General features: G+C 61.4%; 17 protein-coding genes. 10 read left to right on the top strand and 7 right to left on the bottom strand.

Annotated elements, in window-relative coordinates; all coding sequences use genetic code 11:
* Positions 1–229 precede the first annotated feature (229 nt).
* Both J1G37_RS24645 and J1G37_RS24640 read left to right on the top strand, forming a co-directional pair.
* Complete coding sequence (locus tag J1G37_RS24645; RefSeq protein ID WP_207045936.1) at positions 230–1,975, top strand: ABC transporter permease subunit; 1,746 nt, start codon at positions 230–232, stop codon at positions 1,973–1,975.
* 14 nt (positions 1,976–1,989) lie between these two features.
* Positions 1,990–3,318, top strand: coding sequence for a nitrate/sulfonate/bicarbonate ABC transporter ATP-binding protein (locus tag J1G37_RS24640; protein ID WP_207045935.1), 1,329 nt, complete (start codon positions 1,990–1,992; stop codon positions 3,316–3,318).
* 752 nt (positions 3,319–4,070) lie between these two features.
* Here the strand turns inward: J1G37_RS24640 and prpD are convergent.
* The 6 genes from prpD to J1G37_RS24610 all read right to left on the bottom strand — a co-directional run bounded on the left by prpD (position 4,071) and on the right by J1G37_RS24610 (position 12,455).
* Positions 4,071–5,555, bottom strand: coding sequence for a 2-methylcitrate dehydratase (prpD, locus tag J1G37_RS24635; RefSeq protein WP_207045934.1), 1,485 nt, complete (start codon positions 5,553–5,555; stop codon positions 4,071–4,073).
* Between the two features lie 234 nt (positions 5,556–5,789).
* Entirely contained in the window at positions 5,790–6,980 is a 1,191-nt protein-coding gene (prpF, locus tag J1G37_RS24630; protein ID WP_207045933.1) for a 2-methylaconitate cis-trans isomerase PrpF, read from the bottom strand.
* 9 nt (positions 6,981–6,989) lie between these two features.
* Positions 6,990–9,584: a Fe/S-dependent 2-methylisocitrate dehydratase AcnD gene (gene acnD / locus J1G37_RS24625; RefSeq protein WP_207045932.1), complete on the bottom strand. Its 2,595-nt coding sequence runs from the start codon at positions 9,582–9,584 to the stop codon at positions 6,990–6,992.
* A gap of 99 nt (positions 9,585–9,683) precedes the next feature.
* Entirely contained in the window at positions 9,684–10,811 is a 1,128-nt protein-coding gene (gene prpC / locus J1G37_RS24620) for a 2-methylcitrate synthase (protein ID WP_207045931.1), read from the bottom strand.
* A gap of 40 nt (positions 10,812–10,851) precedes the next feature.
* A complete protein-coding gene (prpB, locus tag J1G37_RS24615) occupies positions 10,852–11,745 on the bottom strand; it encodes a methylisocitrate lyase (protein WP_017739215.1) in 894 nt (297 codons plus the stop codon).
* Positions 11,745–12,455 carry a GntR family transcriptional regulator gene (locus J1G37_RS24610; protein ID WP_207045930.1) on the bottom strand — a complete coding sequence of 237 codons (711 nt, stop codon included), beginning with the start codon at positions 12,453–12,455 and terminating at the stop codon, positions 11,745–11,747. The genes prpB and J1G37_RS24610 overlap by 1 nt, the downstream gene beginning before the upstream one ends.
* 272 nt (positions 12,456–12,727) lie before the next feature.
* Here J1G37_RS24610 and J1G37_RS24605 point away from each other — a divergent pair, with 272 nt between their 5' ends.
* The 6 genes from J1G37_RS24605 to J1G37_RS24580 all read left to right on the top strand — a co-directional run bounded on the left by J1G37_RS24605 (position 12,728) and on the right by J1G37_RS24580 (position 18,199).
* Positions 12,728–13,264: an ATP-dependent zinc protease gene (locus tag J1G37_RS24605; RefSeq protein ID WP_017739217.1), complete on the top strand. Its 537-nt coding sequence runs from the start codon at positions 12,728–12,730 to the stop codon at positions 13,262–13,264.
* Between the two features lie 5 nt (positions 13,265–13,269).
* Positions 13,270–14,802, top strand: a complete 1,533-nt coding sequence (locus J1G37_RS24600; RefSeq protein ID WP_124526668.1) for an inactive transglutaminase family protein — start codon at positions 13,270–13,272, stop codon at positions 14,800–14,802.
* Positions 14,802–15,788, top strand: a complete 987-nt coding sequence (locus J1G37_RS24595) for an alpha-L-glutamate ligase-like protein (RefSeq protein WP_027603666.1) — start codon at positions 14,802–14,804, stop codon at positions 15,786–15,788. Before J1G37_RS24600 ends, J1G37_RS24595 begins: the two co-directional genes overlap by 1 nt.
* A 180-nt stretch (positions 15,789–15,968) precedes the next feature.
* Positions 15,969–17,312, top strand: coding sequence for an aminodeoxychorismate synthase component I (gene pabB, locus J1G37_RS24590; protein WP_207045928.1), 1,344 nt, complete (start codon positions 15,969–15,971; stop codon positions 17,310–17,312).
* Positions 17,313–17,540: 228 nt separating this feature from the next.
* Positions 17,541–17,843: a type II toxin-antitoxin system HigB family toxin gene (locus J1G37_RS24585; RefSeq protein WP_207045948.1), complete on the top strand. Its 303-nt coding sequence runs from the start codon at positions 17,541–17,543 to the stop codon at positions 17,841–17,843.
* Positions 17,843–18,199 (top strand): transcriptional regulator, encoded by a 357-nt coding sequence (locus J1G37_RS24580; RefSeq protein ID WP_207045926.1) that lies wholly within the window; start codon positions 17,843–17,845, stop codon positions 18,197–18,199. The genes J1G37_RS24585 and J1G37_RS24580 overlap by 1 nt, the downstream gene beginning before the upstream one ends.
* A gap of 138 nt (positions 18,200–18,337) precedes the next feature.
* Here J1G37_RS24580 and thrH read toward each other — a convergent pair whose 3' ends face one another.
* Positions 18,338–18,955, bottom strand: coding sequence for a bifunctional phosphoserine phosphatase/homoserine phosphotransferase ThrH (gene thrH / locus J1G37_RS24575; RefSeq protein WP_207045924.1), 618 nt, complete (start codon positions 18,953–18,955; stop codon positions 18,338–18,340).
* A 152-nt stretch (positions 18,956–19,107) separates the two neighbouring features.
* On the opposite strand from thrH, the gene J1G37_RS24570 reads away from it, so the two are divergent.
* Positions 19,108–19,842, top strand: a complete 735-nt coding sequence (locus tag J1G37_RS24570; protein ID WP_207045922.1) for a phosphoadenylyl-sulfate reductase — start codon at positions 19,108–19,110, stop codon at positions 19,840–19,842.
* A gap of 485 nt (positions 19,843–20,327) precedes the next feature.
* Positions 20,328–21,854 (top strand): NCS1 family nucleobase:cation symporter-1, encoded by a 1,527-nt coding sequence (locus J1G37_RS24565; protein WP_207045921.1) that lies wholly within the window; start codon positions 20,328–20,330, stop codon positions 21,852–21,854.
* Positions 21,855–21,857 lie beyond the last annotated feature (3 nt).

Raw genomic sequence — 21,857 nt, 5'->3', positions numbered from 1 at the left:
CGGCTGGGACGCCAATGCCCCAGCCGCTTTTCGTACAGCGAACTGACAGGAAATTTATCCGCTTGTAACATTCAGAAACGTATCATCCCACCAGCAGCCATCGTCCTGATGCGCGGCTACTTGAATCTCCGAGAAAGCGCGCCCGCCCATTCTCGGAGGGTCTTTCGTACAAAAGCTAAGCTCACCCCATCGCCGCCCCTGAACCTGAACGCAGCAGGAATGACTGCCTATGAATAAAGTGCTCCGTCACTACATACCAGCCTCCACCTTGCGCTTGCTGCCCAATCGCTGGGACCTGGTCGCCCTGCCGCTGGTGATCGGCTTTCTGCTGTTTTTTTCCATCACCGCACGGGAAACCTGGGCACCCATCGACACGTTGCAGAGCGAGGTCATCTCCCTCGACCCGGCCAACCTGCCGGAATATGCCATACGCACCACCCTGCGCATGCTCGCGGCGATGGTGGCGGCGCTGGTCTTCACCTTCCTCTACGGCACCCTGGCGGCAAAAAGCCGGCGCGCCGAAAAACTCCTGGTGCCGGTGCTCGACATCCTGCAATCGGTGCCGGTGCTCGGTTACATCTCGTTTACGGTAACCTTCTTCCTGCTGCTGTTTCCCGGCCGCGTGCTCGGCGCCGAGTTCGCGGCGATCTTTGCGATCTTCACCAGCCAGGCCTGGAACATGACGTTCAGCTTTTACCAGTCGCTGCGCATGCTGCCCCATGACCTGGTGGAAGTGTCCACCAACCTGCGGCTGTCGGGCTGGCAACGTTTCTGGAAGCTCGACGTGCCCTTCGCCATGCCCGGCCTGGTGTGGAACATGATGATGAGCATGTCCGGCGGCTGGTTTTTCGTGGTCGCTTCCGAAGCCATCACCGTCGGCGACAAGACCATCACCTTGCCCGGCGTGGGTTCGTACCTGGCCCTGGCCATCGCGCAGAAAGACCTGCATGCCGTGGGCTACGTGATCCTGGCGATGCTCGCGGTGATCCTGATCTACGACCAGTTCCTGTTCCGCCCGCTGGTGGCCTGGGCCGACAAATTCCGCATGGAAACCACCGCCGCCCAGGGCGCCGCGCCGCAATCCTGGGTGCTCAACCTGATCCAGCGCACGCGCATGGTCCAGCGCATCCTGCGCCCGATCACCCGCGCCATCAGCCGCATCGGCAACAAACGCTTCAGCCTCGGCGGCGGTGTGTTCAAGGCGTTGCCAAGCGAATCGCCGGCGGCATCCAAGGTGATCGATTGGGTGTGGGGTTCGTTGATTGCCGTGCTGACTGCCTACGCGCTGTACCACATCGTGATGTACGTCGGCACCGAAGTGACCTTTGCCGAGGTCGGCCATGTGTTCGTGCTCGGCTTGATCACCCTGCTGCGCGTGACGGGCTTGATCCTGATTGCCTCGCTGATCTGGGTGCCGCTGGGGGTGATGATCGGCCTGCGTCCGCGCTTGGCGCAAAAGATCCAGCCCGTGGCGCAGTTCCTCGCGGCCTTCCCGGCGAACCTGCTGTTCCCGGTGTTTGTCATCGTGATCCTGCACTACCACCTCAACCCGGACATCTGGCTCAGCCCACTGATCGTGCTCGGCACCCAGTGGTACATCCTGTTCAACGTGGTGGCCGGTGCCAGCGCGTTTCCCAATGACTACAAGGAAGCCGCCGCCAACTTTCGCATTCGCGGCTGGTTGTGGTGGCGCAAGGTGATGTTGCCGGGGATTTTCCCCTACTACGTAACCGGCGCAATTACCGCCTCGGGCGGCGCATGGAACGCCAGCATCGTCTCCGAGTACGTGTCCTGGGGCCAGGACAACGTGGTCGCCCACGGCCTCGGCGCCTACATCGCACAAACCACCGCTGCCGGCGATTTCCCGAAGATCGCCCTGGGCGTGGTGGTGATGTCGATCTTTGTGGTGGCCTTCAACCGCGCGGTCTGGCGCCCGATGTACGCCCTGGCGGAAAACAAACTGCGTCTGAATTGAGGGGATTCACCCAGATGACCACCACTACCGAACACAGCGCCGACACCCCGCAAATCTATTCGCTGAAAAACGTGAACCGGGTGTTCGGCAAAGGCAAAGAGGAGCTGCAAGTGCTCAGCGGCGTCGACCTGAGCCTGCACGAAGGCGAGATCGTCGGCATGCTCGGCCGCTCCGGCTCCGGCTCCGGCAAATCGACCCTGCTGCGCATCATTGCCGGGCTGATCCAGCCGTCGTCGGGCGAGGTGCACTACCACGGCGTGCCGCTGACCGGCCCGGCCGAGGGCGTGGCCATGGTGTTCCAGACCTTCGCCCTGTTCCCCTGGCTGACCGTGCTGGAAAACGTCGAAGCGGGCCTGCAAGCCTTGCAGGTCGAACGCAAGGAAACCCGCCGGCGCGCCCTGGCCGCCATCGACCTGATCGGCCTGGACGGTTTTGAAAACGCCTACCCCCGCGAGCTGTCCGGCGGCATGCGCCAGCGTGTCGGGTTTGCCCGTGGCCTGGTGGTCAACCCGACCCTGCTGCTGATGGACGAACCCTTCTCCGCCCTCGACGTGCTCACCGCCGAAACCCTGCGCACCGACTTGCTGGACCTGTGGAGCGGCAAGCAGTTACCGATCAAATCGATCCTGATCGTGACCCACAACATCGAAGAAGCGGTGCTGATGTGCGACCGCATCCTGGTGCTGTCTTCCAACCCCGGCCGTGTGGTCGCGGAGATCAAGGTGCCGTTTGCCCACCCACGCAACCGCCTGGACCCGACCTTCCGGCAAATGGTCGATGACATCTACGCGTTGATGACCGACCGGCGCAGCGCCGATGCCAGCGCCGGCAAGCCCGAGTTGAAAATGAGCAGCCTGCTGCCGGAAGTCTCCACCAACCTGATGGCCGGCCTGATCGAAACCCTCGCCGCCGAGCCCTACAACGGCCACGCCGGTTTGCCTACCGTGGCCGAGCGGCGCCTGCTGGAAGTCGACGACCTGTTCCCCGTGGCCGAAATGCTGGAGCATCTGGGCTTCGCCGAACTCAAGGGCGCCGATATCACCCTCACCGACGCCGGCAGGTTGTTTGCCGACTATGGCACCCAGGAGCGCAAGACCTTGTTCGCCGAGCACCTGATCCAGCACGTACCGTTGGCCGCGCGCATTCACCAGGTGCTGCTCGAACGCAGCGGGCACCGCGCGCCACGGGTGCGTTTCGAGCAGGAGCTGGAAGACTCGATGACCGAAGCCTTCGTCGAAAAAACCCTGGAAAGCGTGGTGGCCTGGGGGCGGTATGCAGAGATTTTTTCGTATGACGACCATACCGAAACGTTCAGCCTGGAAGACGTTGAAGGCAGCATGTAAGCCCAACACCTTGAATGAACCCGGCCAAACGAAAGGTGTTGGGCTGTTTGGTTAAGAACTGAGACCCGCGACAAATTGGTCAACTCTGTCCCGCATCATGCTGTCTTCAACGCGCGTGAAACCGTCATTCATCACACTCAAGCGTGTGCGTGACGGCGGGCTGATTGGCTCAGAACCGAGACCCGCGACAAATTGGTCAACTTTGTCCCGCATCATGCTGTCTTCAACGCGCGTGAAACCGTCGTTCAACACACTCAAGCGTGTGCGTGGCGGCGGGGTGATTGGCTCAGAACCGAGATCGATGACGAATGGGTCAGCTGTGTCCCGCATCACGCTGCCTTCAAGGGGCCTTGCGCTCTCATTCAATCGAGTGAGATGGGGAGGTTGCGCAGGGTTTACCAAGTGTGCATGGGCTGCAAACGGCCCGCGCTGTTGCATTGTGATCGACAGCGCTGAACCTGCCCCTGCTCCGGGCCTGGAGAAGGCTTGGGCGCTGTCTTCGTACCGGATGGGCGTGGGGAGAGGTGACATTTCAAAGCTGGCGCATTGAGGTGTGTACGCCAGGGTCGTTATATGAGTCATTGAAGTACCTTTCGGATTCGTGGGTTTATTCGGGGAGTACTTGCAAGGCGACCTGTAACAACGGGCCGCCTGACTACCTGATTGGCATTTATCCGAAAACGGTTCCACATCTGTAGGAAGCGCGAGCAGCCAGGTTTTTCGATTTCACACCTGGCCGCTGCACAGCGCGCTCAAATCACCCATAGATCCACAAAGCGGTTCACCGGCGTGGCCTCAAGCTTCGCCTGGTCCTTGCACAACGCAAAAATCTCCCCGCTGCGCTGCGCGGTAAATCGCGTGGCCAAGTTGGCCTTGAACTTGTCTTCCAGCAACGGAATACCCTCCACCCGACGGCGCCGATGGCCAATCGGGTACTCCACCGCCACCTGCTCGGTGCTGGAGCCATCCTTGAAAAATACCTGCACCGCATTGGCGATCGAGCGCTTGTCCGCCTCCAGGTATTCGCGGCTGTAGCGCGGGTCTTCAACGATGACCATCTTGTCCCGCAGCTCATCGATGATCGGATGGGCGGCGTGGAATTCATCCTCGTACTGCTCGGCCACCAAATTGCCGAACGCCAGCGGCACGGCGGTCATGTATTGCAGGCAGTGGTCGCGGTCAGCGGCGTTGGCCAGTTGGCCGACCTTGGAAATGATGCGAATCGCCGATTCATGGGTGGTGATCACGATGCGCTCGATTTCGTGCAGGCGATCCTTGACCAACGGGTGCAAGGTCACGGCGGCTTCGCAGGCGGTTTGCGCGTGGAATTCGGCGGGAAAGCTGATCTTGAACAGCACGTTTTCCATCACATAGGTGCCGTAGGGCTGGGGCAGGCTGAAGGCGCGCGCGCCCTCGGGCTTGAGGGCCAGGTCCTTGTTGGTGTGGCTGAACAGCACGTCGTAGAAACCCCATTGCGGCGCGCTCAAGACGCCGGGGATGCCCATCTCGCCACGCAAGGCGATGTCGGCCAGGCGCACGCCACGACTCGATGCATCCCCCGCCGCCCACGATTTGCGCGAGCCGGCATTCGGCGCATGGCGGTAAGTGCGCAGCGCCTGGCCATCGACAAAGGCATGGGACAAGGCCGCCAGCAGTTGCTCGCGGTTGGCGCCCATCAGCTTGGCGGTCACGGCGGTGGAGGCGACTTTCACCAGCAACACATGGTCGAGGCCGACACGGTTGAAGGCGTTTTCCAGGGCAATCACACCCTGGATCTCGTGGGCCATGATCATCGCCTCCAGCACTGCGCGCACGGTCAGCGGCGCGTCGCCATTGGCCACGCGTTTTTGCGAGAGGTGATCGGCCACGGCGAGGATGCCGCCGAGGTTATCCGAAGGGTGGCCCCACTCGGCGGCGAGCCAGGTGTCGTTGTAGTCGAGCCAGCGCACGATGCAGCCGATGTCCCACGCGGCCTTGACCGGATCGAGCCGGAATGAAGTGCCCGGCACGCGTGCGCCAAACGGTACCACCGTGCCTTCGACAATCGGCCCCAGGTGCTTGGTGCATTCGGGAAAACGCAGGGCCAGCAGGCCGCAACCCAGGGTGTCCATCAGGCAGTTGCGGGCGGTGTCCAGTGCGGCCGGGGAATCGATCCGGTAGTTGAGGACGTAGTCGGCGATGTCCTGCAAGACCTGGTCGTAGTCGGGGCGGTTGTTCTGGTCGACGTTGGCGCTCATGGCAGTACTCCAAGAATGGGTTGGGGTTAGTCCTCGGGCTCACGGTTAATCGGGTTTTGGCCGGTCTGGTTGCCAGCCTTGGAATAGAGATCCCCTGTGGGAGCGGGCTTGTGTGGGAGCGGGCTTGCTCGCGAAAGCGGTGTTTCAGTCGACACATATTTCACTGACCCAACGCCTTCGCGAGCAAGCCCGCTCCCACACAAGCCCGCTCCCACATTGGGTCGGTGCAAGTCGCTAAAAGGCATCACCGGGAATGCGCACAAAGCCCTCCATCAACACCCGCGCACTGCGGCTCATGATGGCCTTCTTCACCACCCACTCCCCGTTGACTTCACTGGCCTCGGCACCCACCCGCAACGTGCCGGACGGATGCCCGAAGCGCACCGCATTACGCTCCACACCCCCCGCAGCCAGGTTGACCAAGGTCCCGGAAATCGCCGCCGCCGTGCCGATCGCCACCGCCGCCGTGCCCATCATTGCGTGGTGCAGCTTGCCCATGGACAGCGCGCGCACCAGCAGATCCACATCAGCGGCCTTGATCGCCTTGCCGCTGGAGGCCACGTAGTCCGCAGGCTTGGCGACAAACGCGACTTTCGGCGTGTGCTGGCGCTGGGCGGCTTCGTCCAGGTGTTTGATCAGGCCCATGCGCAGCGCGCCGTAGGCGCGCACGGTTTCGAACATCGCCAGGGCCTTGGGGTCGCTGTTAATCGCGCCTTGCAACTCGGTGCCGGTGTAGCCGAGGTCTTCGGCGTTGATGAAGATGGTCGGAATGCCGGCGTTGATCAGCGTCGCCTTGAAGGTGCCGACGCCGGGTACTTCGAGGTCATCCACCAGATTGCCGGTGGGGAACATCGAACCACCGCCGCCCTCTTCTTCTGCGGCCGGGTCCATGAACTCCAACTGCACTTCAGCGGCCGGAAAGGTCACGCCGTCCAGCTCAAAGTCGCCGGTTTCCTGCACCGCGCCCTCGGTGATCGGCACGTGGGCGATGATGGTCTTGCCGATATTGGCCTGCCACACCCGCACCACGGCCACACCGTTGTGGGGCACGCGGGACGGGGCGACCAGCCCCGCGCTGACGGCAAACGAACCCACCGCTGCCGACAGGTTGCCGCAATTGCCACTCCAATCCACAAACGGTTTGTCGATGGACACCTGGCCGAACAGGTAGTCCACGTCATGATCGGCGCGGGTACTTTTGGCGAGGATTACCGTCTTGCTGGTGCTGGACGTGGCGCCGCCCATGCCGTCGATCTGCTTGTCGTAGGGGTCGGGGCTGCCGATCACCCGCAGCAGCAGGGCATCCCGCGCCGCCCCCGGCACCTGCGCCGCCACGGGCAGGTCGGTGAGGCTGAAAAACACGCCCTTGCTGGTGCCGCCACGCATATAGGTGGCGGGGATCTTGATTTGCGCTACGTGTGCCATGGTTACCCCTCAGGCCGTCGCCGCCGATTCCAGGAAGTCCTGGGCAAAACGTTGCAACACGCCGCCCGCCTCGTAGATCGACACTTCTTCGGCGGTGTCCAGGCGGCAGGTCACCGGCACTTCGACACGTTCGCCATTCTTGCGGTTGATCACCAGGGTCAGCGTCGCACGCGGGGTGCGCGCGCCGATCACGTCATAGGTTTCACTGCCGTCGATCTGCAAGGTGTTGCGGTCGGTGCCCGGCAGGAATTCCAGGGGCAACACGCCCATGCCCACCAGGTTGGTGCGGTGGATGCGCTCGAAACCTTCGGCGGCAATCGCTTCCACACCGGCCAGGCGTACGCCCTTGGCCGCCCAGTCGCGGGACGAGCCCTGGCCGTAGTCAGCGCCGGCGATGATGATCAGCGGTTGCTTGCGTTCCATATAGGTTTCGATGGCTTCCCACATCCGCGTGACCTGGCCTTCAGGCTCGATCCGCGCCAGGGAACCCTGCTTGACCTTGCCGTTTTCCATCACCATTTCGTTGAACAGCTTCGGGTTGGCAAAGGTGGCGCGCTGCGCGGTCAGGTGGTCGCCCCTGTGAGTCGCGTAGGAGTTGAAGTCGACTTCCGGCAAGCCCATTTTCGCCAGGTATTCGCCGGCGGCGCTGTCGAGCATGATCGCGTTGGACGGCGACAGATGGTCCGTGGTGATGTTGTCCGGCAGCACCGCCAGCGGGCGCATGCCCTTGAGCGGACGAGCCCCGGCCAGCGCGCCTTCCCAGTAGGGTGGGCGGCGGATATAGGTGCTTTGCGGACGCCAGTCGTACAGCGGCGCGACTTTCGGGCCCGTGTCTTCGTGGATCGCGAACATCGGAATGTAAACTGCGCGGAACTGCTCCGGCTTGACCGACGCCTTGACCACCGCGTCGATTTCTTCGTCGCTCGGCCAGATGTCTTGCAGGCGAATTTCCTTACCGTTGGCGTCGAGACCGAGCACGTCTTTTTCGATGTCGAAGCGGATGGTGCCGGCAATCGCGTACGCCACCACCAACGGCGGCGACGCGAGGAAGGCCTGCTTGGCGTACGGGTGAATGCGCCCGTCGAAGTTGCGGTTGCCCGACAGCACAGCGGTGGCGTACAGGTCGCGGTCGATGATCTCTTGCTGGATCACCGGATCGAGTGCGCCGGACATGCCGTTGCACGTGGTGCAGGCAAACGCCACCACGCCGAAACCGAGTTTCTCCAACTCATGGTCCAGGCCTGCGTCTTCGAGGTACATCGCCACAGTTTTCGAACCCGGCGCCAACGACGATTTGACCCACGGCTTGCGCGCCAGCCCCAGCTTGTTCGCATTGCGTGCCAACAGGCCGGCGGCAATCACGTTGCGCGGGTTGCTGGTGTTGGTGCAACTGGTGATGGCTGCGATGATCACCGCGCCGTCGGGCATTTGCCCCGGCACGTCGTCCCACTGGCCACTGATGCCTTTGGCTGCCAAATCGCTGGTGGCCACGCGGGCGTGGGGGTTGCTCGGGCCAGCCATGTTGCGCACGACGCTAGACAGGTCAAACGTGAGGCCGCGCTCGTATTGCGCGCCCTTGAGGTCATCGGCCCACAGGCCGGTGTGGCGGGCGTATTGCTCGACCAGGGTGACCTGTTCGTCTTCACGGCCGGTGAGTTTCAGGTAGGCGATGGTTTGCTGGTCGATATAGAACATCGCCGCCGTCGCGCCATATTCCGGTGCCATGTTGGAGATGGTTGCACGGTCGCCCAGGGTCAGCGCCGAGGCGCCTTCGCCGAAGAACTCCAGCCACGCGCCAACCACTTTCTGTTTACGCAGGAACTCGGTCAGCGCCAGCACCATGTCGGTGGCGGTGATGCCCGGTTGCAGCTTGCCCGTCAGTTCCACGCCGACGCTTTCCGGCAGGCGCATCCACGAGGCGCGGCCGAGCATCACGCTCTCGGCTTCAAGGCCGCCGACGCCGATGGCGATCACGCCCAGCGCATCCACATGCGGCGTGTGACTGTCGGTGCCGACGCAGGTATCCGGGAAGGCCACGCCGTCGCGCACCTGGATCACCGGGGACATTTTCTCCAGGTTGATCTGGTGCATGATGCCGTTGCCCGGCGGGATCACGTCGACGTTCTTGAAGGCCTTTTTGGTCCACTCGATAAAGTGGAAACGGTCTTCGTTGCGGCGGTCTTCGATGGCGCGGTTTTTCTCGAAGGCGTCCGGGTCGAAACCACCGGCTTCGACGGCCAGGGAGTGGTCGACAATCAGCTGGGTCGGCACCACCGGGTTGACCTGCGCCGGGTCGCCACCTTGCAGGGCGATGGCATCACGCAGGCCGGCGAGGTCGACCAGGGCGGTCTGGCCGAGGATGTCATGGCACACCACACGGGCCGGGAACCACGGGAAGTCGAGGTCGCGCTTGCGCTCGATCAACTGGCTCAGGGACGCATTGAGGGTCGCCGGGTCGCAACGGCGCACCAGGTTCTCGGCGAGTACACGGGAGGTGTACGGCAACGTGGCGTAGGCGCCGGGGGTGATGGCCTCGACCGCCGCACGGGCGTCGAAGAAATCCAGGCGGCTGCCGGGGAGCGGTTTGCGAAATTCAGTGTTCATCGTCAGGACTCGGTCACGGTAGGTTCACAGGGCGAACTGCCCACACCGGCCCAGCTCCCACAGAAAAGCACAGTGGCCGGTGTGCTCGGTTCATCCCACTCAGCGACGTTCGATTGCCACGAACTTGCGCTGCTCAACGCCGATGTACTCGGCGCTTGGACGGATGATGCGGTTGTTGGCGCGTTGCTCGAACACGTGTGCCGCCCAGCCGGTCAGGCGCGAACACACAAAGATCGGCGTGAACAGCTTGGTCGGGATGCCCATGAAGTGGTACGCCGAGGCATGGTAGAAGTCGGCGTTGGGGAACAGTTTCTTCTGTTCCCACATGGTCTTGTCAATGGCTTCGGAGACCGGGAACAGCACCTTGTCACCCACTTCGTCGGCAAGTTTTTTCGCCCAGCCCTTGATCACTTCGTTGCGCGGGTCGTTGTCTTTGTAGATCGCGTGGCCGAAGCCCATGATCTTGTCCTTGCGCGCCAGCATGCCGAGGGTGCCTTCGACGGCGTCTTCGGCCGAGCTGAAACGCTCGATCATTTCCATCGCCGCTTCGTTGGCGCCGCCATGCAGCGGGCCGCGCAGGGAGCCGATGGCGGCGGTGACGCAGGAGTACAAATCCGACAGGGTCGAGGCGCACACGCGGGCGGTGAAGGTCGAGGCGTTGAATTCATGCTCGGCGTAGAGGATCAGCGACACGTTCATCACCTTGACGTGCAACTCGCTCGGCTTTTTACCGTGCAGCAGGTGCAGGAAGTGCCCGCCGATGCTGGGCTCGTCGGTCACGCAGTCGATGCGCTGACCGTCGTGGCTGAAGCGGTACCAGTAGCACATGATCGCCGGGAACGCGGCGAGCAGGCGGTCGGTCACGTCGTGCTGGGCGCTGAAGTCTTTTTCCGGTTCGATGTTGCCGAGGAACGAGCAGCCGGTGCGCATCACGTCCATCGGGTGGGCGTCGGCGGGGATGCGTTCCAGCACTTCCTTCAGGGCCTGGGGCAGGTCGCGCAGCGTGCTCAGCTTGGCGCTGTAGGCAGCCAGTTCGGCCTTGCTCGGCAATTCGCCGTACAGCAGCAGGTAGGCGACTTCTTCGAACTGCGCATCGGCGGCCAGTTCGCGCACGTCGTAGCCGCGATAGGTCAAGCCGGCACCGGCCTGGCCCACGGTGGACAGTGCGGTCTGCCCGGCCACCTGGCCACGCAGGCCGGCCCCACTCAGTACTTTTGCTTCAGCCATGTCTGTTCTCCAATCTTGTATTTATAAGGAGGCGCGTTTGTTACTTCTTGGCAGCAAACAACGCGTCGAGCTTCTGCTCGAAGGTGTGGTAGTCGATGCGATCGTAAAGCTCCATGCGGGTTTGCATGGTGTCGATCACGTTCTGTTGGGTGCCGTCGCGGCGGATCGCGGTGTAGACGTTCTCGGCGGCCTTGTTCATCGCGCGGAACGCCGAGAGCGGGTACAGCACGATGGAAACATCGGCCGCTTTCAATTGTTCGGTGGTGTACAGCGGCGTGGCGCCGAACTCGGTGATGTTGGCCAGGATCGGCGCTTTCACCCGGGCAGCGAACAGCTTGTACATCTCCAGCTCGGTGATGGCTTCGGGGAAGACCATGTCGGCGCCGGCTTCGATGCAGGCGGCGGCGCGCTCAAGGGCAGACTCCAGGCCTTCGACAGCGAGGGCGTCGGTGCGTGCCATGATCACGAAGCTGTCATCGGTGCGCGCATCCACGGCGGCCTTGATGCGGTCGACCATTTCCTGCTGGGACACGATTTCCTTGTTCGGGCGATGGCCACAGCGCTTGGCGCCGACCTGGTCTTCGATATGGATCGCGGCCGCGCCAAACTTGATCATCGACTTGACGGTGCGCGCGACGTTGAACGCCGAGGAACCGAAGCCGGTGTCCACGTCCACCAGCAGCGGCAGGTCGCAGACGTCGGTGATGCGGCGCACGTCGGTGAGCACGTCATCCAGGCCGGTGATGCCCAGGTCCGGCACGCCGAGGGAGCCAGCAGCAACACCGCCACCCGACAGGTAGATCGCCTTGAAGCCCGCGCGCTTGGCCAGCAGCGCATGGTTGGCGTTGATCGCGCCCACCACCTGCAACGGGTGCTCACTGGCGACGGCGTCACGGAAACGCTGGCCTGGGGTGCTCTTATTATTGGAACTCATCATTCACCTCGTGATTGGGCTGCGCCGTCGGGGAAGTGACGGGCGATGTTGCGTTTGGATGCGCCGATGTGGCGACGCATCAACAGTTCGGCCAGTTCACCGTCGCGATCGGCAATCGCGTCCAGAATGCGGTGGTGCTCGGCAAAGGCCTGGCGTGGACGATTGGGGGTGGCGGAGAACTGGATGCGGTACATGCGCACCAGCTGATACAGCTCGCCGCAGAGCATTTGCGTGAGGGTGCGGTTGCCGGCGCCCTGGATGATCCGGTAGTGAAAGTCGAAATCGCCTTCCTGCTGGTAATAGCCGACGCCGGCCTGGAACGCTTCGTCGCGTTCGTGGGTGTGCAGCACCTGGCGCAGCTCTTCGATCTCGGCGTCGGTCATGCGCTCGGCGGCCAGGCGGCAAGCCATGCCTTCGAGGGACTCGCGGATTTCATAGAGTTCGATCAGCTCGGCGTGGCTCAGCGACACCACCCGTGCGCCAACGTGCGGCACGCGCACCAGCAGGCGCTGGCCTTCCAGGCGGTGGATCGCCTCGCGCAGCGGGCCACGGCTGATGCCGTAGGTGCGCGCCAGTTCCGGCTCGGAGATCTTGCTGCCAGGGGCGATCTCGCCCTTGACGATGGCGGCCTGGATACGACGGAAGACGTTCTCGGACATGGTCTGGGACTCGTCCGTTGTCGCCACCGCGGCTTCCGCTTGATCCAGCATATTGTCGACACCTTTAAAAGCAATGTGGCAAAAACTAGCCAATCAGCCCTGGATAGTCAAAGAATAAATGCACATTGTCGACAATCGTCTAATAACCCCTTCTGCATTCCAACGGGGCATGGCCGCCTGCCAGCGCTGGCGCCAAAAAAGCATCATGTTAGAATGCCCGCCGCTTTTGCCTGACATCACCTGATGAAACGGCGCACGAGGGAGTTTGCGCAGTAATGCCAGTCGCCTTGAACTCAACATCGCACTGCACCGCCTCGGGATTTATGACACTCAAGCCCTTCCTTCTATTGATCAGCCTGCTGCTTGTACCGGGCCTTGGCGTTGCCGCCGAAAAAACCGTGTATGGCCTCAACGAATACGCCAAGCTGGCGGGCATCGACCTTGAAGTCGCTGCCAAACTCGACACCGGCGCCAAGACCGCCTCCCTCAGCGCCCGCGATATCAAGCGTTTCAAGCGCAACGGCGAATCCTGGGTGCGCTTCTACCTGGCCATCGACACCGCCCATTCCCACCCCATCGAATTGCCCCTGGCCCGCGTCAGCAAGATCAAGCGCCGCGCCGGTGACTACGATCCCGATGAAGGCAAGAACTACACCGCTCGTCCGGTGATTGCCCTCGATGTGTGCATGGGCACTGCTTTACGCAGCATCGAAGTGAACTTGACTGACCGCAGCACCTTCCAATACCCGCTACTGATCGGCTCCGAAGCGCTGAAACGCTTTGATGCGCTGGTCGACCCCAGTCTTAAATACGCAGCAGGCAAACCCGCCTGCGCCACCGACGCTCATACCGCCGAGTAAACCGAATGCGCTCTCTGACCCTGCACCTGAAAATCCTGATCACCATCCTGGTGGTACTGGGTATTTCGGTCACCGCCTACCAGATCTTTGTGCTGGGGATCCCCGTCACCGAGGACGCCACTGACGACTTGTGGAACATCGACGCCAAGGTCGAGTTCGTCGCCAACCCGAAAGACCCGGTGAAGATCCAGATGTTCGTGCCGCCGCTGAGCCGCGACTTTGTGAGCCTCAACGAGAGTTTTATCTCGAACAACTACGGGGTCAGCGTCAACCGCATCGATGGCAACCGCAAGGTCACCTGGTCGGCGCGCCGCGCCAAGGGCAACCAGACCCTGTATTACCGCCTGGTGCTGACCAAGCGTTACAGCGGCGAAAAGGTCAAGGTCAAAGGCCCGACTTTCCGCGACAGCATCGCCGTGGAAGGCCCGGAGAAAATCGCCGCCGAAGCCCTGCTGGCGCCGATCCGCCAGCACTCCGCCGACGTCGAGACCTTTATTACCGAAGCGATCAAGCGCACCAACAACCTCAACGACGACAACGTCAAGTTGCTGCTGGCGGGCGACCCGTCGACGCCGCACAAGGCCAAGATCGTCGAGTTGCTGCTGTCCATCGCCCACGTGCCGGTGGAAAAAGTCCACACCATCCGCCTCGTCGCCGACCAGCCGCAAACCCCGGAGCTGTGGCTGCGCAGCTTCAATGGCAATGACTGGCTGTACTTCAACCCGGAAACCGGCGAACAAGGCCTGCCCGCCGACCGCCTGCTGTGGTGGACCGGCGATGAAAACCTGATCACGGTGGATGGCGGCAAGAAAGCCATGGTGACCTTCAGCCTGAACAACAGCGAGATGAACGCGATTCGCCTGGCCAAGCTGACCGACGAGAACACCGACGCCAACTTCCTCGAATACTCGCTGTACGGCCTGCCGCTGCAAACCCAGCAGACCTTCATGATCATGGTGATGATCCCGATTGGCGTGTTGGTGATCCTGATCCTGCGCAACCTGATCGGCCTGCAAACCCTGGGCACGTTTACCCCGGTGCTGATCGCCCTGGCGTTCCGCGAGACGCAGCTGGGCTTCGGGATTGTGCTGTTTACGATTATTACGGCGCTGGGGTTGTCCTTGCGCTCATACCTGGAACACCTGAAGTTGCAGATGCTGCCGAGGCTGTCGGTGGTGCTGACCTTTGTGGTTGTGTTGATTGCGGCCATCAGCCTGTTCAGCCACAAGCTCGGCCTGGAGCGAGGCTTGTCGGTGGCGCTGTTCCCGATGGTGATTTTGACCATGACCATCGAACGCCTGTCGATCACCTGGGAAGAACGCGGCGCCAACCATGCGCTGAAAGTGGCGATTGGCACGCTGTTCGCTGCGTCCCTGGCGCACCTGATCATGAGCGTGCCAGAGCTGGTGTACTTCGTGTTTACCTTCCCGGCGATCCTGCTGATCCTGGTGGGTTTCATGCTGGCCATGGGTCGTTATCGCGGTTATCGCCTGACCGAGCTGGTGCGTTTCAAGGCGTTCTTGAAGGCTGATAAGTAATGTTCGGTTTCTGGAAGACCTGGAAGGCCCTGGAAGCGCGGGGAATCATGGGCATCAACCGGCGTAACGCCGACTACGTGCTCAAGTACAACAAGCGCAGCCTGTACCCGATCGTGGATGACAAGATCATCACCAAGGAACGGGCGATCGCCGCTGGCATCCATGTGCCGGAAATGTACGGGGTGATCTCCACCGAGAAGGAAATCGACAAGCTCGACGAGATCATCGGCGGGCGCAGCGACTTTGTGATCAAGCCAGCCCAGGGCGCCGGCGGCGACGGCATCCTGGTGGTGGCGGACCGCTTCGAGGGGCGCTATCGCACGGTGTCGGGCAAGATCATCAGCCATGAGGAGATCGAGCATCAGATCTCCAGCATCCTCACTGGCCTGTATTCCCTGGGCGGCCACCGTGACCGCGCGCTGATCGAATACCGCGTGGTGCCCGACCAGATCTTCAAGAGCATCAGCTACGAAGGCGTGCCGGATATCCGCATCATCGTGCTGATGGGCTACCCGGTGATGGCCATGTTGCGCTTGCCGACCCGCCAGTCCGGCGGCAAGGCCAACCTGCACCAGGGCGCCATCGGCGTGGGTGTGGACCTGGCCACCGGCCTGACCCTGCGGGGCACCTGGCTGAACAACATCATCACCAAACACCCCGACACCACCAACGCGGTGGATGGCGTGCAACTGCCCAACTGGGACGGCTTCATGAAGCTCGCGGCCGGCTGCTACGAGCTGTGCGGGCTGGGTTATATCGGCGTGGACATGGTGCTCGACCAGGAAAAAGGCCCGTTGATCCTGGAACTGAATGCGCGGCCGGGGCTGAATATCCAGATCGCCAACGACTGCGGCCTGACCTTGCGCACCCATGCGGTGGAAGCGCGCCTGGAAGAACTGAAGGCCGCTGGCGTGACGGAAACCCCGGAAGAACGGGTGAAGTTTGTGCAGGAAATGTTTGGGCATATTCCGCCGGTTGAAGGCTAAACACTAATCTAGTGTGGGAGCGGGCTTGCTCGCGAATGCGGTGTGTCAGTCACAGGTGTTTCAACTGATCCACCGCATTCGCGAGCAAGCCCGCTCCCACATTTGAACCTCACTCTAGGACCAAACCCTTCGGCGGACTACAATCCCCTCCCCCACGCCAACGGCTGATCCATCCCACGCATGCCAACCTGCTCCGTACACCCGCTGCCCTACCGGGCCAACCCCGCCGAGTATTTCGCGGCGATTCGCCATGCGCCTGGCGCGGTACTGCTGGACAGCGGCCGCCCGGCGGCCGAACGTGGGCGCTATGACCTGCTTAGCGCTTGGCCACAGGCCACGCTGACGGTTTCACCAGACGAAAGCGGTAGTGATTTCCTGCAACGCTTGCGGGAAAACCTCACGCAACTAGGTGAAGCAGCGTTGCCAGCCGGTTATATATTGCCGTTTGCGGGCGGTGTGATCGGCTACCTGAGCTACGACTTCGGCCGGCACCTGGAGCAGATGCCGCACCTCGCGGTGGACGACCTGCACCTGCCGGACGCACGTTTCGGGCTGTATGCCTGGGCGCTGATCAGCGATCACCAGGCGCAGACCAGCCAGCTTGTATTCCACCCCACGCTGGCCGACAGCGAGCGACAACGCTTGATTGCGCTGTTCAGCACCGGCATGACCGACACGCCCGCCACCTTCAAACTCCAAGGCCCCATGGCCCCGGACCTCAGCGCCGAGGCCTATCGCCAGGCCATCGTGCGCATCCAGGATTATATCCAGGCCGGCGACTGCTACCAGGTCAACTTTGCCCAACGCTTTCGCGCGCCGTGCAGCGGTGACCCGTGGGTCGCTTACTGCGCCCTGCGCGCAGCCTGCCCTACGCCCTTCTCCGGGTTCCAGAGCCTGCCCGATGCGGGCGCCGTGCTGAGCCTGTCGCCGGAGCGCTTCGTGCACATCAGCGAACGCCGCGTCGAAACCCGCCCGATCAAAGGCACCCGCCCCCGTGGCCTGACGCCAGAAGAAGACGCCGCCAACGCCGCCGAACTGCTGGCCAGCCCCAAGGACCGCGCGGAAAACCTGATGATTGTCGACCTGCTGCGCAACGACCTCGGCCGCACCTGCCGCACCGGCTCGGTCAGCGTGCCGGAGCTGTTCAGCCTGGAAAGCTACCCCAACGTGCACCACCTGGTCAGTAGCGTCATCGGCACACTGGCCGACGACAAGGATGCCCTCGACCTGATCGCCGGCAGCTTCCCCGGCGGCTCCATCACCGGCGCGCCGAAGATCCGTGCGATGCAGATCATCGACGAGCTTGAACCTACAAGGCGCGGTTTGTACTGCGGCTCGTTGGTGTACCTCGACGTGCGTGGCGAGATGGACAGCTCCATCGCCATCCGCAGCTTGCTGGTCAAGGACGGGCAAGTGTGCTGCTGGGGCGGCGGCGGGATTGTCGCGGACTCGGAGTGGGAGGCGGAGTATCAGGAGTCGCTGACGAAGGTGCGGGTGCTGTTACAAACTTTGGAAAGCCTGTAGCGCCCAGCCTGTCAAGGCTCTCAAACGCAACGCCGCGCAGCAGGAAAAGATCTGAATCAGAACGACCGTGGACGGAGCATGAACTGGAAGATAGCGTCCAGCTCCGACCGTCCACCAGCCGTTTGTGAGGGATCACATGAAGCGTCTGCTTACTCGTCAGAAATTATTTCCGAGATTGCATCTCCACCTGACCACACCTATTATCTCCCAAATTGGGAGGTCGCAGCGATGCGGATAATCGCGCTGTCTACCTTACGGATATTCTGGGAAAGCCACCCAGCTTATGCCGACGCTAAAACGCCACTCGTCGAGCTGTATCGCCATATGGAAAAGACCGAATACCAGACGCCACAAGCACTCAAGGCAGAGCTTAGGACGGCGAGCATTCTCAAAGGCGGCAGGGTTGTATTCAACGTAGGCGGCAACAAATATCGAGTGATCATGGCGATCGATTACCTGCGACAGCTTGGGTTCATACGTTTCGTGGGGACTCACGCGCAGTACGATCAGATCAATGCGGAGACCGTGTGATGAACATCAAACCCATACATACCCAGGAAGATCTGACAGCTGCGCTCGCGCGCGTTGAGCAGATCTGGGGAGCGGACATCGGCTCGCCCGAGGGTGACGAGCTGGAGATCCTCGCCATCCTCATCGAGAAGTACGAGGCGGAGCATTATCCAATGCCCCCTTCCGATCCGGTGGAAGCCATCAAGTTTCGGATGGAGCAGCTGGGCATGACCGCCCGCGATCTGGAACCGTTTATTGGCACCAGTGGGCGCGTGTCAGAAGTGCTGAACCACAAGCGCAAGTTGAGCTTGTCGATGATCAAGCGCCTGCATGAGGGTTTGCAGATTCCTTATGAGCGCTTGTTGGCTGGGGTTTAACAGGCAGGTTTGCAGTGACTGGGCTGGCCTCTTCGCGGGCAAGCCCGCTCCCACATTTGACTGCATTCTCATGTTGGAACGCGGTCAACTGTGGGAGCTGGCTTGCCTGCGAAGAGGCCCTCAGCCGCGCTGAAAGCCCTACAGACTCAACGACCGATTCGACGCCTTGATAAATTCCTGCTTCAAATCCTCAAACGTATGCACCGCCGGGAATTGCGGGAACTCGCGAATCACATTCTCCGGCGCATGGAACAGAATCCCACGATCAGCCTCGCCCAGCATGGTGGTGTCATTGTAGGAGTCACCGGCCGCGATCACGCGGTAGTACAGGCTCTTGAAGGCCAATACCGACTGGCGCTTGGGATCTTTCTGGCGCAGTTGGTAGCTCACCACGCGGTCGGTTTCGTCGGTGATGAGGCGGTGGCACAGCAGAGTCGGGAAACCCAATTGGCGCATCAGCGGCTGGGAGAATTCGTAGAAGGTGTCCGACAGGATCACCACCTGGAAGCGCTCGCGCAGCCAGTTGACGAACTCGATGGCACCGTCCAGCGGCTTGAGGGTGGCGATCACGTCCTGGATATCCGCGAGCTTGAGCCCGTGTTCATCAAGGATGCGCAGGCGTTGCTGCATCAGCACGTCGTAGTCGGGAATGTCCCGGGTAGTGGCCCGCAGGGATTCAATACCGGTTTTTTCAGCGAAGGCGATCCAGATTTCCGGGACCAGTACCCCTTCCAGGTCGAGACAGGCAATTTCCACAAGACACTCCCATTAGATGTTGTTGGTTGAGCGAGCAAAAGGACTGCCGAACTCTAGCGATTCATGCTCGCCGCCGCAACGCAGAGCGGATTTTGATACCATCGCCCACCTATAGAGCGCTTAGCGCCACTGACCTTGTAGGAACCGTGCTGATGAACCAAGCCTTCGACGTCGTTGAACTCGCCGCGACTTATGCCAACAAGTCCGCCCAGGACATCCTCAAGCTGGCGTTCAGCCAGTTCGGCGATGACCTGTGGATTTCCTTCAGCGGTGCCGAGGACGTGGTGCTGGTGGACATGGCCTGGAAGCTGAACAAGAACGTCAAGGTGTTCAGCCTCGACACCGGCCGCCTGCACCCGGAGACCTACCGGTTTATCGAGCAGGTGCGTGAGTTCTACAAGATCGACATCGAACTGATCTCGCCAGACCAGACCAAGCTGGAACCCTTCGTCAAGGAAAAGGGCCTGTTCAGCTTCTACAAGGACGGCCACCGCGAATGCTGCGGCGTGCGCAAGATCGAGCCGCTGCGCCGCAAACTCTCGGGCGTCAGCGCCTGGGCCACCGGCCAGCGTCGCGACCAGAGCCCCGGCACCCGCAGCCAGGTGGCGGCACTGGAGATCGACACGGCCTTCTCCACACCGGAGCGCACCCTGTACAAGTTCAACCCGCTGGCACAAATGACCAGCGAAGAGATCTGGGGCTATATCCGCATGCTGGAACTGCCCTACAACAGCCTGCATGAGCGCGGTTTTATCAGCATCGGCTGCGAGCCCTGCACCCGCCCGGTGTTGCCGAACCAGCACGAGCGCGAAGGCCGCTGGTGGTGGGAAGAAGCGACGCAGAAGGAATGTGGGTTGCACGCGGGGAACATCATCAGCAAGGCTTGAAGCTGATGCAGTAACCCATGTGGGAGCGAGATTGTGTGGGAGCTGGCTTGCCTGCGATAGCGGTGTATCAGTGATGAATGTATCAACTGAAACACCGCAATCGCGGGCAAGCCCGCTCCCACATTTGTTTTCGTATTGGTTACTTAAGGTGTACACACAAATGTAACCATCGGTGCCATTTATGTGTGCAATTTTTCTTTACCCGCACCATTACGTAACACCTCTTTGCGCCTATCTTCTCCTCTCATGAATCACTCCCTTCCCACCGAAAAATAAATACCTGTTCAATTGGTCAATTTATATTTCTTCTAATTCAGCTAGTTATTCAACTCACCTGTAAAAACGAAATTAACCCAAGTTTTCATAGATCAAAAACTGGCACGCATGTGGCTTAAGGTGAAAAGTGCTTTGTATACAATAAATACAAAACCTACATACACTTTGCCATCCGCGGATCTCTCGCAGATGTGCTGGAGCCTGCCGGAATGCGTACAAGTCTCTCGAACAACATCGCACTGGATCTGCCCTCCTCCCTGAACCCTGCGGCCGAGGGGCCCGGCCCGTTGGTGCTGAGCCCGCGCCTGCACAACAAGGACCTGGCGCCCACCAAGGTCGAAGGCCGACGCTGGGGGCGCTATAGCATCTTCGCGCTGTGGACCAATGACGTGCACAACATCGCCAACTATTCGTTCGCCATTGGTTTATATGCATTGGGCTTGGGCGGCTGGCAGATTTTGCTGTCCTTAGGCATAGGTGCCGCACTGGTGTATTTCTTCATGAACTTGTCGGGGTATATGGGACAGAAGACCGGTGTGCCGTTCCCGGTAATCAGCCGTATCAGTTTCGGTATTCATGGCGCGCAGATTCCGGCGTTGATCCGCGCGGTGATTGCGATTGCCTGGTTTGGTATTCAGACCTACCTGGCCTCGGTGGTTTTCCGCGTCTTGCTGACGGCTATTCATCCAGGTTTTGCCGACTATGACCACGACTCTATCCTCGGCCTGTCGTCCCTCGGCTGGGCGTGTTTTGTCGCGATCTGGCTGGTGCAACTGGTGATCCTGGCTTACGGCATGGAGATGGTGCGTCGCTACGAAGGCTTCGCCGGGCCGGTGATTTTGCTGACGGTTGCGGCGTTGGCCGGCTGGATGTACTTCCAGACGGGCGGCAACATCGCCTGGTCGATCCGCGAGCCGCTGAGCGGCGGCGAGATGTGGCGCAATATCTTCGCCGGTGGCGCGCTGTGGCTGGCGATCTACGGCACGCTGATCCTCAACTTCTGTGATTTCGCCCGCTCCTCGCCGTGCCGCAAGACCATCCAGGTCGGCAACTTCTGGGGCCTGCCGGTGAATATCCTGGTGTTTGCCGCGATCACCGTGCTGCTGTGCGGCGGGCAGTTCCAGCTCAATGGCCGGGTGATCGAAAGCCCGACCGAGATCATCGCCGCGATCCCCAATACCTTCTTCCTGGTGCTCGGCTGCTTGGCGTTCCTGATCGTCACCGTGGCGGTGAACATCATGGCCAACTTCGTCGCGCCGGCGTTTGTGCTGAGCAACCTGGCGCCCAAGTACCTGAACTTCCGCCGTGCCGGGCTGATCAGCGCCACGGTCGCGGTGTTGATCCTGCCGTGGAACCTCTACAACAGCCCGTTGGTGATCGTGTATTTCCTTTCCGGCCTGGGCGCGCTGCTGGGGCCGTTGTACGGGATCATCATGGTCGATTACTGGCTGATCCGTAAAAGCCAGGTCGATGTGCTGCAGCTGTATAGCGAAGACCCGAACGGGGTTTATTACTACAGCCGTGGCGTGAATTTGCGCGCGGTGGCGGCGTTTATTCCTGCAGCCGTGATCGCCATTCTCCTGGCCCTGCTGCCCGGTTTCGCCAGCGTGTCACCGTTTTCCTGGATGTTTGGCGCCGGTATTGCAGGACTGCTGTACCTGCTGATCGCCAAGCGCCAGCCGTTCTACGCCGATGTCAGCGGCGAAAGCATTGCCGTCGATAACGTCAGCCATTAATCA

It is taken from the genome of Pseudomonas sp. Marseille-Q1929, from assembly GCF_017316265.1.
Classification (GTDB): Bacteria; Pseudomonadota; Gammaproteobacteria; order Pseudomonadales; family Pseudomonadaceae; genus Aquipseudomonas.
The sequence above is the reverse complement of the archived record's forward strand: the minus strand, read 5'-3'. Positions and strand labels throughout refer to the sequence as shown.

Coding starts and splice junctions, on each gene's coding strand:
- J1G37_RS24570 (WP_207045922.1), top strand. CDS start 19,108: ATGAACCAAGCCTTCGACGTCGTTGAACTCGCCGCGACTTATGCCAAC.
- J1G37_RS24585 (WP_207045948.1), top strand. CDS start 17,541: ATGCGGATAATCGCGCTGTCTACCTTACGGATATTCTGGGAAAGCCAC.
- acnD (WP_207045932.1), bottom strand. CDS start 9,584: ATGAACACTGAATTTCGCAAACCGCTCCCCGGCAGCCGCCTGGATTTC.
- J1G37_RS24565 (WP_207045921.1), top strand. CDS start 20,328: ATGCGTACAAGTCTCTCGAACAACATCGCACTGGATCTGCCCTCCTCC.
- J1G37_RS24640 (WP_207045935.1), top strand. CDS start 1,990: ATGACCACCACTACCGAACACAGCGCCGACACCCCGCAAATCTATTCG.
- prpB (WP_017739215.1), bottom strand. CDS start 11,745: ATGAGTTCCAATAATAAGAGCACCCCAGGCCAGCGTTTCCGTGACGCC.
- J1G37_RS24605 (WP_017739217.1), top strand. CDS start 12,728: ATGACACTCAAGCCCTTCCTTCTATTGATCAGCCTGCTGCTTGTACCG.
- pabB (WP_207045928.1), top strand. CDS start 15,969: ATGCCAACCTGCTCCGTACACCCGCTGCCCTACCGGGCCAACCCCGCC.
- prpF (WP_207045933.1), bottom strand. CDS start 6,980: ATGGCACACGTAGCGCAAATCAAGATCCCCGCCACCTATATGCGTGGC.
- J1G37_RS24645 (WP_207045936.1), top strand. CDS start 230: ATGAATAAAGTGCTCCGTCACTACATACCAGCCTCCACCTTGCGCTTG.
- J1G37_RS24580 (WP_207045926.1), top strand. CDS start 17,843: ATGAACATCAAACCCATACATACCCAGGAAGATCTGACAGCTGCGCTC.
- J1G37_RS24600 (WP_124526668.1), top strand. CDS start 13,270: ATGCGCTCTCTGACCCTGCACCTGAAAATCCTGATCACCATCCTGGTG.
- prpC (WP_207045931.1), bottom strand. CDS start 10,811: ATGGCTGAAGCAAAAGTACTGAGTGGGGCCGGCCTGCGTGGCCAGGTG.
- prpD (WP_207045934.1), bottom strand. CDS start 5,555: ATGAGCGCCAACGTCGACCAGAACAACCGCCCCGACTACGACCAGGTC.
- J1G37_RS24610 (WP_207045930.1), bottom strand. CDS start 12,455: ATGCTGGATCAAGCGGAAGCCGCGGTGGCGACAACGGACGAGTCCCAG.
- J1G37_RS24595 (WP_027603666.1), top strand. CDS start 14,802: ATGTTCGGTTTCTGGAAGACCTGGAAGGCCCTGGAAGCGCGGGGAATC.